This window comes from Neoroseomonas rubea (genome assembly GCF_016106015.1).
Lineage (GTDB): Bacteria > Pseudomonadota > Alphaproteobacteria > Acetobacterales > Acetobacteraceae > Neoroseomonas > Neoroseomonas rubea.
The window spans coordinates 1-9,276 of the sequence record NZ_JACADQ010000153.1 but is presented as its reverse complement, the minus strand read 5'-3'; the positions used below and the strand labels follow the sequence as shown (position 1 = coordinate 9,276).

Here is a 9,276-nt window from a genome sequence, read left to right as displayed (position 1 = left end):
CGGCGCCTGCGCCGCACCGCCGCCCGAGGCCGCGCACGGCACGCGCCGCGCCGCCTGCCATCATCCGCTCGAGGCCGCGGCGTGAGCGGGCCCGACGACATCCTGGTGGCGGACGCGCTGACGCGCCGCTTCGACCCGCGCCTGACCATCGGCGATCGCATCGCCGGCGCGCTCGGGGCGCAGGTGGAACGCCGGCCGCTGCGCGCGGTCACGGATGTCTCCTTCGCCATCCGTCGCGGCGAGACACTGGGCCTGGTCGGTGAATCCGGCTGCGGCAAGTCGACGCTCGGGCGGATGGTCGCGGGCATCCTGCCGCAGACCTCCGGCCGCGTGGCGCTGGATGGCAAGCCCGTGATGGCGCGCGGCCGCAAGACGACGACACGCATCCAGACCGTCTTCCAGGACCCCTTCGCCTCGCTCAATCCGCGACGGCGGATCGGCGAGACAATCTCCGAGGGGCCGATCGCCCACGGCATCGTGACGCGGGCGGCCGCCCCCGCCTTCGTCGCGGAATGGCTCGCGCGCGTGGGCCTCGACCCCGCCGTCGCGTCGCGCTTCCCGCATCAGTTCTCCGGCGGGCAGCGGCAGCGCGTCGCGATCGCGCGCGCGCTGGCCATGCGGCCGGACCTGCTGGTCTGCGACGAACCCGTCGCCTCGCTCGATGTCTCGATCCAGGCGCAGATCCTGAACCTGTTCCTCGAGCTGCGGCAGGCGCTCGGACTCACCTGCCTCTTCATCTCGCACGACCTGTCCGTGGTGCGGCATGTCGCGGACCGTGTGGCAATCATGTATCTCGGCCGCATCGTCGAGGTCGGGCCGGCCGCGCGCATCCATGCCGCACCCCGCCACCCCTATGCGCGGGCCTTGCTCGACAGCGTGCCGAAGCTGCGGCTGGACGCCACCTCGGTGACCTTCCGCCCGATCGAGGGAGAACTTCCCTCTCCCCTCGCCCCGCCGACGGGATGCGCCTTCCACCCGCGCTGCCCGCGCGCGAGCGATCTTTGCCGGAAGGAGCGGCCGGAGCTCGTCGCCGGACCCGAGGGCGGCGCGCTGGCCTGCCACCATCCGGTGCCCGCGGCCTGATCCGCACGGCCCGATGTTGCAGGGCAGCATCTTGGGTGCCAAGTTTGCCCTGCCTTTTCGCAAGGACTGCGCGATGCTTCCGACCCTGGTGGGGCTCGACCATCTGGTGGTCGCCGTGCGCGACCTCGACGCCGCCGCGGCGGAATGGACCGCGCTCGGCTTCACGCTGTCGCCGCGCGGCACGCACAGCGCGCATGTCGGCAGCGCCAACCACACGATGATGTTCGGGGAGGATTACCTCGAACTGCTCGCCGTGCTGGTGCCCCAGCCGCACAACCAGGCGCTGCGCGACTTCCTGGCGAAGCGGGAGGGGCTGGAGCGCGCCGCCTTCACCACGACGGACGCGGCGGCGGGTGCGGATGCGCTGCGCGCGCGCGGCGTGGACTCGCAAGGGCCGCTGCATTTCGGGCGCCCCGTGCCGATGCCGGACGGGACGAGCATGGAGGCGCGCTTTTCCGTCTTCCGCTGGCCGCCGTCATCCTACGCGGCGGGCCTCGGCATCTTCGCCTGCCAGCACCATACGCCGGAGGCGGTCTGGGTGCCGTCCCTGCAAAGCCACGCGAATGGCGTCACGCGTATCAAGCGCGCGCTTGCCGCGGTAGCCGATCCGGCGGCAGCGGCGGCACGGCTCGCCGACGCCATCGACGGCACGGCGCGGCAGGAAGGCGCGTTCCACCTCGTCGCCACCGGCCCCGGCCGCGCCGAGATTGGCTTCGCCCCGCGCGACGCCATCGCCCGCCTCGCGCAGGTCGACGCGGCCGCGCTGCCCGAGGAAGGCGGCGCCGCCATGGTGCTGGCGACGCCCAAGCCCCGCCCGCCCGGCCTCGCCACCGGCGTCGCCGTAATCTTCGAAGCCGATTGATCCCACGCGCAGGAGAGAGACCATGACCGCACTGACGCGCCGCGAGACCTTCCTGCTTGGCGCCGCCGCCATGATCCCCGCCTCGGCGGTCGAGGCGCAGGAAACGCCGCGCCGCGGCGGCGTGCTGACGGTGCATTTCGCGACCGAGCAGCGCATCCTCAACCCGTCGCTGCAGGCCTCGACCGGCGTCTACATCGTCGGCGGCAAGATGCAGGAGGCGCTGCTCGACCTCGACGCGCAGGGCAATCCGGTCGGCGTGCTCGCGGAATCCTGGGAAAGCGCGCCGGATGGCCTCACGCACGTGTTCCGCCTGCGCCGCGGCGTCACCTGGCATGACGGCCGCCCCTTCACCTCCGCGGACGTGCAGTTCACGGCGATGGAGATGTGGAAGAAGATCCTGAACTACGGAACCACGCTGCAGCAGTTCCTGACGGAAGTGCAGACGCCCGACCCGCACACCGCCATCTTCAAGTACGAACGGCCGATGCCGCAGGGTCTGCTGCTGCGGGCGCTGCCGGACCTCGGCTACATCTCGCCCAAGCACATCTTCGAGACGGGCGACATCCGGCAGAACCCGGCCAACACCGCGCCCGTCGGCACCGGCCCCTTCAAGTTCGTGCAGTATGAGCGCGGCCAGTTCATCATCGCCGAGCGCAACCCGAACTACTGGCGCAACAACCAGCCCTATCTCGACCGCGTCGTCTGGCGCGTGGTCGGCGACCGTGCGGCGGCGGCGGCGCAGCTGGAATCCGGGCAGATCCTGTTCAGCCCCTATTCCTCGCTCGCCATCGCGGACCTCCAGCGGCTCGGCCGCGATCCGCGCTTCGAGGCGACGACGCGCGGCAACGAAGGCAATGTCCGCACCAACACGCTGGAATTCAACTTCCGCAACCCGATCCTGGCGGATATCCGCGTCCGCCGCGCCATCGCGCATTCGCTGAACGTCCCTTTCTTCATCGAGAATTTCCTCGGCCCCTTCGCCAAGCCGGGCACCGGGCCGATCCCGTCGATTTCCACGGACTACTATCCGACCGAGGCGATGCCGCAATACGGCTTCGACGCGGCGCTGGCCAACCGCCTGCTGGACGAGGCCGGGCATCGCCGCGGCGCCGGCGGCGTGCGCTTTTCCCTCCGCCTGCTGCCCGCGCCCTGGGGAGAGGACATCGCGCTCTGGGCGACCTTCATCCAGCAATCGCTGCAGCAGGTCGGCATCCGGGTCGAGGTGGTGCGCAACGACGCGGCGGGGTTCCTGCGCAGCGTCTACAACGAGCACGCTTTCGACCTCGCATCGGGCTGGCACCAGTACCGCAGCGACCCCGCGGTCAGCACCACCGTCTGGTACCGTTCGGGCAGCCCGCGCGGCGCACCCTGGACGAACCAGTGGGGCTGGACCGATGCGCGCATCGACGGGATCATCGACGCCGCGGCGACCGAGGTCGACCCCGTGAAGCGCAAGGCGCTGTACGCCGACTTCGTCCGCGCGGTGCAGACCGAACTGCCGCTGTGGATGCCGATCGAGCAGATCTTCGTCTCGGTCTTCAATCGCCGCATCCGGAACGCCGGGAACAACCCGCGCTGGGCATCCTCCACCTGGCACGACACCTGGCTGGCGTCGTGACCGCTTGAGGATCCTCCGCCTCGCGCTGCGGCGGCTCGCCGCATCGCTGCCGACTCTGCTGCTCATCCTCGCAGGCATGTTCCTGCTGCTGCAGCTCGCGCCCGGGGATACGGTGGATGCGCTGATGGCGCAGATGGGCGGCGGCGATGCGGCGCTGGCGGAGGATCTGCGCCGCTTCTACGGGCTCGATGTCGGCATTGCCGCGCAGCTCTGGAACTACCTGACCAGGCTGGCGACGCTCGACCTCGGCTTCTCGGCCATCTACGGCAAGCCGGTGGCGACCGTGATACTGGAGCGGCTGCCGCCGACCATCCTGCTGATGGTCTCGGCCCTGTCCTTCGCCTTCTTCTTCGGGCTGCTGCTCGGCGTGCTCGCCGCGCGGCGGGTGAACCGCTGGCCGGACACGCTGATCTCGACGCTCGGCCTGCTGTTCTACGCCACGCCCTCCTTCTGGTTCGGGCTGATGGCGATCGTGCTGTTCAGCGTCTACCTGCAATGGCTGCCGGCGGGCGGCTTCTACGACATCACCATGGGCTACACGGGCCTTGCCGCGGTGCTCGACATCGCGCGGCACCTGGTGCTGCCGACGCTGACGCTCGGGCTGATCTTTCTCGCCATCTACCTGCGCATCATGCGCGCCTCGATGCTCGAGGTACTGTCGCTCGACTTCGTCCGCACCGCCCGCGCCAAGGGGCTGACCGAGACGCGCGTCGTCGCCCGCCACGTGCTGCGCAACGCGATGCTGCCCATGGTGACGCTGATCGGCCTGCAGGCCGGCACCATGCTCGGCGGGTCGGTGGTGGTGGAAAGCGTCTTTGCCCTGCCGGGGCTCGGGCGGCTCGCCTATGAAAGCGTGGTGCAGCGGGACCTGAACACGCTGCTCGGCATCGTCTTCGTCTCGGCGCTGCTCGTCATCGCCATCAATTTCGTCGTGGACATCCTCTATGCGCGGCTCGACCCGCGCATCTCGGCGGAGTCCTGAATGCGCGCGTTGAAGGCCTATCTGCGCAGCCCGGCGGCGCTGATCGGCAGCGTCATCCTGCTCGCCGTGCTCGTCATGGGGCTCGGCGCCGCCTGGTTCTATCCGAACGATCCGCTTGGCCTCGCCGGCCGGCCGCTGCAATGGCCGGGGCAGAATCCGCGCTTCCCGCTCGGCACCGATCCGTCCGGGCGGGACATCGCGGCGCAGATCGTCCATGGCGCGCGGATTTCGCTGCTGATCGGGTTCGTCGCCACATCCATCGCCGTCGTCATCGGCATCGCCATCGGCTCGCTCTCGGGCTTCTACGGCGGCGTCGTGGACACGGTGCTGATGCGCGTCACGGAAGCCTTCCAGACGCTGCCCAACTTCCTGCTGCTGCTCGTCCTCGTCGCCGTCTTCGGCAGCACGATCCACACGGTGACGATCGCCATCGGCATCGTCTCCTGGCCCCCGGTGGCGCGGCTGACGCGCGCCGAGTTCATGACGCTGCGGACGCGGGACTTCGTGCAGGCCAGCCGCGTACAGGGCCTCGGCGACGCGCACCTGATCCTGCGCGAGGTCCTGCCCAACGCGCTGCCGCCCGTGATCGTCTATGCCTCCGTCGTCATGGCGGTGGCGATCCTGCTGGAGAGCGCGCTTGCCTTCCTCCAGCTCTCGGACCCCAACGTGCCCTCCTGGGGCAACCTGATCGGGCTGGGGCGCAACGTGCTGCGCAGCGAATGGTACGTGTCGGCGATCCCCGGCCTCGCCATCCTGCTCACCATCCTCGGCGTCTCGCTCGTCGGGCAGGGGCTGAACGACGCGCTGAACCCGCGCCTGGCGAGCGGCCGATGACACGGCTGGCCGTCGAGGGCCTGACCATCCGGCTGCCCAAGGGCGCGGATCGACCCCACGCGATCGAGGACGTGACGCTATCCGTCGCCGCGGGGGAGATCCTCTGCGTGGTCGGCGAAAGCGGCTCGGGCAAGTCGGTCACCGCCTCGGCCGCCATGGGCCTGCTCGCGCCGGGCCTCGCCATCGCGCAAGGCAGCATGACGCTGTCGGGCGAGGACCTCCGCGCCAAGTCGCCCGAGGCCTGGCGTGCCATCCGAGGCCGGCGCATCGCCATGGTGTTCCAGGAACCCATGACGGCGCTCAATCCGCTCATGACCGTCGGCCGGCAGATCGGGGAGATGTGGCGCGTCCATATGGGCCTCGATGCGCGGGAGGCGGAACGCCGCGCGCTCGCCGCCCTGCGCGGGGTGAACCTGCCCGACCCCGAAGGCGCGCTGCGCGCCTTCCCGCACGAACTCTCCGGCGGCCAGCGCCAGCGCGTGATGATCGCCATGGCCCTCGCGCTGGAGCCCGAGGTGCTGATCTGCGACGAACCCACCACCGCGCTCGACGTCACGACCCAGGCGCAGGTGCTGGCGCTGATCAAGGAGCTGCAGCGGCGGCACGGCACGGCGGTGATGTTCATCACCCATGATTTTGGCGTCGTGGCGGAAATCGCCGACCGCGTCGCCGTCATGCGGCTCGGCCGCGTGGTGGAGGAAGGCACGGCGCGGGAGGTGCTGACCGCGCCGCAGCACGAATACACCCGCGCGCTGCTGCGCGCCGTGCCTGCGCTCGCCCCACCCGTTCCGCGCGCGCTGAGCCCCGACCCCGTGCTGGAAATCCGCGGGCTGACCAAGACCTACGTCTCCCGCGGGCTGTTCCGCCGCCGCAAGCCGGTGCGCGCGCTCGATGCCGTCTCGGTCACGCTCAGGCGCGGCGCGACGCTCGCCGTGGTGGGGGAGAGCGGGTCGGGGAAGTCCACCCTGGCGCGCTGCGTCGTAGGGCTCCTGGGGTCGGAGGGCGGGGAGATCCGCATCGACGGCGCCCCCCTTCCGACGCGGCGGCGCGACGCGGCGCGGCTGGTGCAGATGGTCTTCCAGGATCCCTACGCCTCGCTCAATCCGCGTCGCCGCGCCGGCGCGCAGGTGGCGCAGGGCCCTATCGCCGCCGGCACGCCGCGCGCCCAGGCGCTGCGCGATGCGCGCGCGTTGTTCGCCATGGTCGGCCTCGATCCGGAAGCGGTGAACCGCTATCCGCATGAATTCTCCGGCGGCCAGCGCCAGCGCATCGGCATCGCCCGCGCGCTCGCCATGAAGCCCACCGTGCTGGTGGCGGACGAACCCGTCTCGGCGCTCGATGTCAGCGTCCAGGCGCAGGTGCTCGCCCTGCTGCGCGAATTGCAGGACCGGCTCGGCCTGTCGATCCTGTTCATCACGCATGATCTTCGCGTGGCCGCGCAGCTCAGCGACGAGGTCGCCGTGATGCGCAATGGCGTGGTCGAGGAAGCCGGCCCGATCGGGGAGGTCTTCGCCGCCCCGCGCAGCGACTACACGCGCAGCCTGATCGCCGCGATCCCGGGCCGCGCGATGTTCGCCGGCTGAAGGATCACACGCCGAAGCCGGCGGCGGCGAGCCGCGCGCGCACCGCATCCGACGCCAGCGCGGCCAGGAACGCCGCCACTGCCGCGCGCCCGGCCCGCGCCTTCGGAACGAAGAAATCGTAGTGCTCGTCGGCCAGCGGCAGGAAGCCGAGCCCGTAGTCCCGCGCCACCGTCTCGATGGCCACGCCCCAGTCCGCGCGCCCCTGCGCCACGGCCGCCGCGACGGCATTGTGCGACTTCGGCTGGTTGGCGTAGCCGGCGGGCCGCGCGGCGCCGAGCAGCCCGTCGAGCAGGATGCGCGTGCCCGATCCGGCATTTCGGTTCACCAGCAGGCAGGATGCATCGCACGCCGCGCGCCGCACGGCCTCGGCACCCTCATGCCCCTCGAAGCGCGGATCGCCGCGGCGGAACACCACGCCCTGCCGCCGGCGCCACCCGCGCACCAGGCGCAGCCCCGGCGCGAGGAAGGTCTCGTTGTAGCTGCCCGATGCAGGGTCGAGCAGATGCGCCGGCGCGAGGTCGCACTCCCCGCGCTTCGCCGCCGCGAGGCCACCGAGGCTGCCGACCGCAAGCGTCCGCGCGCGCAGCCCGTCTGCCGCCAGCGCATCCAGCACGATGTCGAGCCCGACGCAGTGGCTGCCGATCAGCACCAGGTCGGGCGGCCGCGCAGCCCCGCCGATCAGCCGCACGCCGACCGGCGCGCCGGCCTCGGCGCCCGCATCCAGCGCGGGAATCGCGAAGAATCCATCCGCCTGGGAGAAGGCGGTGACCGACCCCGACCCCTTGCCGAGCGGAAAGGCCGCGAGGCCATCGGCGGTTTCCGCCAGCGACGCCATCACGTATTCGGTGCGGCCGAGTTCGCTCGGCGTGCGCACGGCCAGCCGCGCTTGCGTCGTCGTGTCCTCCCGCGCAGGCAGGCCGGCCATGGCGCGCAGCACGGGCACGACGAATTCGTGGAAGGTGAAGACCGCGCTGGTCGGGAAGCCCGGCAGCACCACGACCGGCGTGCGGTCCGACACGGCGAGGCAGAGCGGCTTGCCCGGCTTCAGCGCGACGCCGTGCACCAGCACGCCCGGCGCCTCGAGCCCCGACAGGATGCGGTGGGAGACATCGCCGGCGCCCTTGCTCGTGCCGCCCGACATCACCACCAGGTCGGCGCGCGCCAGGCCTTCGCGCAACGCGCCCTCCAGCGCCGCTTCCTCGTCGCGGAAGATGCCAAGAGGGATGGGCTCGCCGCCATTCTCCGACACCGCGGCGCAAAGGATCGCGGCATTGCTGTCGGCGATCCCGCCGGGCGGCAGCGGCGCGCCGGGCGGGACGAGCTCGTCGCCGGTCGAGATCACCGCCACGCGTGGCCGCCGCACCACGGGCACCGTCGCATGGCCCGCCGCGGCGAGCATGCCGATCTCGCGGCTGGTCACCACCGTGCCGGCGCGCAACAGCGCTTCCCCGCGCGCGATGTCGCTGCCGGCGAAGCCGATGAACTGGCCGGGGGCGACGGCGCGCTTGAGCAGCAGCACGGGGCCGTCCGCATCCTCCTCCAGCGCCGTCCATTCGATCATCGCGACGGCATCGGCGCCGCGCGGCAGCATTCCGCCCGTGGCGATGGCGGTCGCCGTCCCGGGCAGCAGCTCGACCGCCGGCGCGACGCCGCAGGCAAGCACTTCCGGATTGAGACGCAGCCGCCGCGGCGCCGCCTCGCTCGCGCCCGCGGCGTCGGCCGCGCGCAGCGCGAAGCCATCGACGGAGGACCGGTCGAAGGGCGGCGCGTCGCAGGCCGCCGTCACGGTGCGCGCGACGATTCGGCCAAGAGAGGCCGCGAGCGGCACCTCCTCCGCCGCCAGCGGCCGGAGGTCGAGCGCGGCGTGGAAGCGGCGCGTCGCCTCCTCGGCGCTCACCACCTCGAGGAACTGCTCCTGCCGCGCGGCGCGGCGCACGCGGTCGAGCAGCGTGGCGGGATCGGGCCGGGGCGGCGGGGCGTCGGGCATGCGGATCACAAGGGACAGATGGGGATCACGGCGCCCGCCTCGTAGCCCTCGGAGGAGGCCGGCACCACGAGAATGCCGTCCGCCGCCGCGAGCACCCCGGCGGGCAGGGCGCCGACCGCGAGCGGCTCGGCGCCGTCCGGCCCGATCCGCAGCGGCACGAGGTCCGCGATCCCGACCGTGGAGGAGACGCTGCGCGCCAGGCGCGCCGTGCCCGAAGGCGGCGCCGCGATGCCGGTCATCCGCCGCAGCAGCGGCCGCAGCAGCAGCACCCAGGCGGAGAGCGCATCTTCGGCCCGGCCCGGCAGCAGCAGCACGGGCCGACCCCCG

The 9,276-nt window shown here is 72.0% G+C and carries 8 protein-coding genes; 6 read left to right on the top strand and 2 right to left on the bottom strand.

Annotated elements, in window-relative coordinates:
* The first annotated feature begins 81 nt into the window (after nucleotides 1-81).
* From HW577_RS14735 to HW577_RS14710, 6 genes are all read left to right on the top strand, one after another.
* Complete coding sequence (locus HW577_RS14735) at nucleotides 82-1,083, top strand: ABC transporter ATP-binding protein (protein WP_332837716.1); 1,002 nt, start codon at nucleotides 82-84, stop codon at nucleotides 1,081-1,083.
* A 73-nt stretch (nucleotides 1,084-1,156) separates the two neighbouring features.
* Nucleotides 1,157-1,945, top strand: coding sequence for a VOC family protein (locus HW577_RS14730; RefSeq protein WP_198376911.1), 789 nt, complete (start codon nucleotides 1,157-1,159; stop codon nucleotides 1,943-1,945).
* Between the two features lie 22 nt (nucleotides 1,946-1,967).
* The gene (locus tag HW577_RS14725) at nucleotides 1,968-3,563 is read left to right on the top strand and encodes an ABC transporter substrate-binding protein (protein ID WP_198376910.1); all 1,596 of its coding nucleotides are present in this window, start codon (nucleotides 1,968-1,970) and stop codon (nucleotides 3,561-3,563) included.
* Nucleotides 3,564-3,567: 4 nt separating this feature from the next.
* Nucleotides 3,568-4,545, top strand: coding sequence for an ABC transporter permease (locus tag HW577_RS14720; RefSeq protein ID WP_198376909.1), 978 nt, complete (start codon nucleotides 3,568-3,570; stop codon nucleotides 4,543-4,545).
* On the top strand, nucleotides 4,546-5,379 hold the full coding sequence (locus HW577_RS14715; protein WP_198376908.1) for an ABC transporter permease: 834 nt from the start codon (nucleotides 4,546-4,548) through the stop codon (nucleotides 5,377-5,379).
* Nucleotides 5,376-6,962, top strand: a complete 1,587-nt coding sequence (locus HW577_RS14710; protein WP_198376907.1) for an ABC transporter ATP-binding protein — start codon at nucleotides 5,376-5,378, stop codon at nucleotides 6,960-6,962. The genes HW577_RS14715 and HW577_RS14710 overlap by 4 nt, the downstream gene beginning before the upstream one ends.
* A 4-nt stretch (nucleotides 6,963-6,966) precedes the next feature.
* Here the strand turns inward: HW577_RS14710 and HW577_RS14705 are convergent, their stop codons facing one another.
* Nucleotides 6,967-8,949 carry a molybdopterin biosynthesis protein gene (locus HW577_RS14705; RefSeq protein ID WP_198376906.1) on the bottom strand — a complete coding sequence of 661 codons (1,983 nt, stop codon included), beginning with the start codon at nucleotides 8,947-8,949 and terminating at the stop codon, nucleotides 6,967-6,969.
* Between the two features lie 5 nt (nucleotides 8,950-8,954).
* On the bottom strand, nucleotides 8,955-9,276 hold a 322-nt coding region (locus HW577_RS14700), incomplete at its 5' end, for a hypothetical protein (protein ID WP_419956588.1).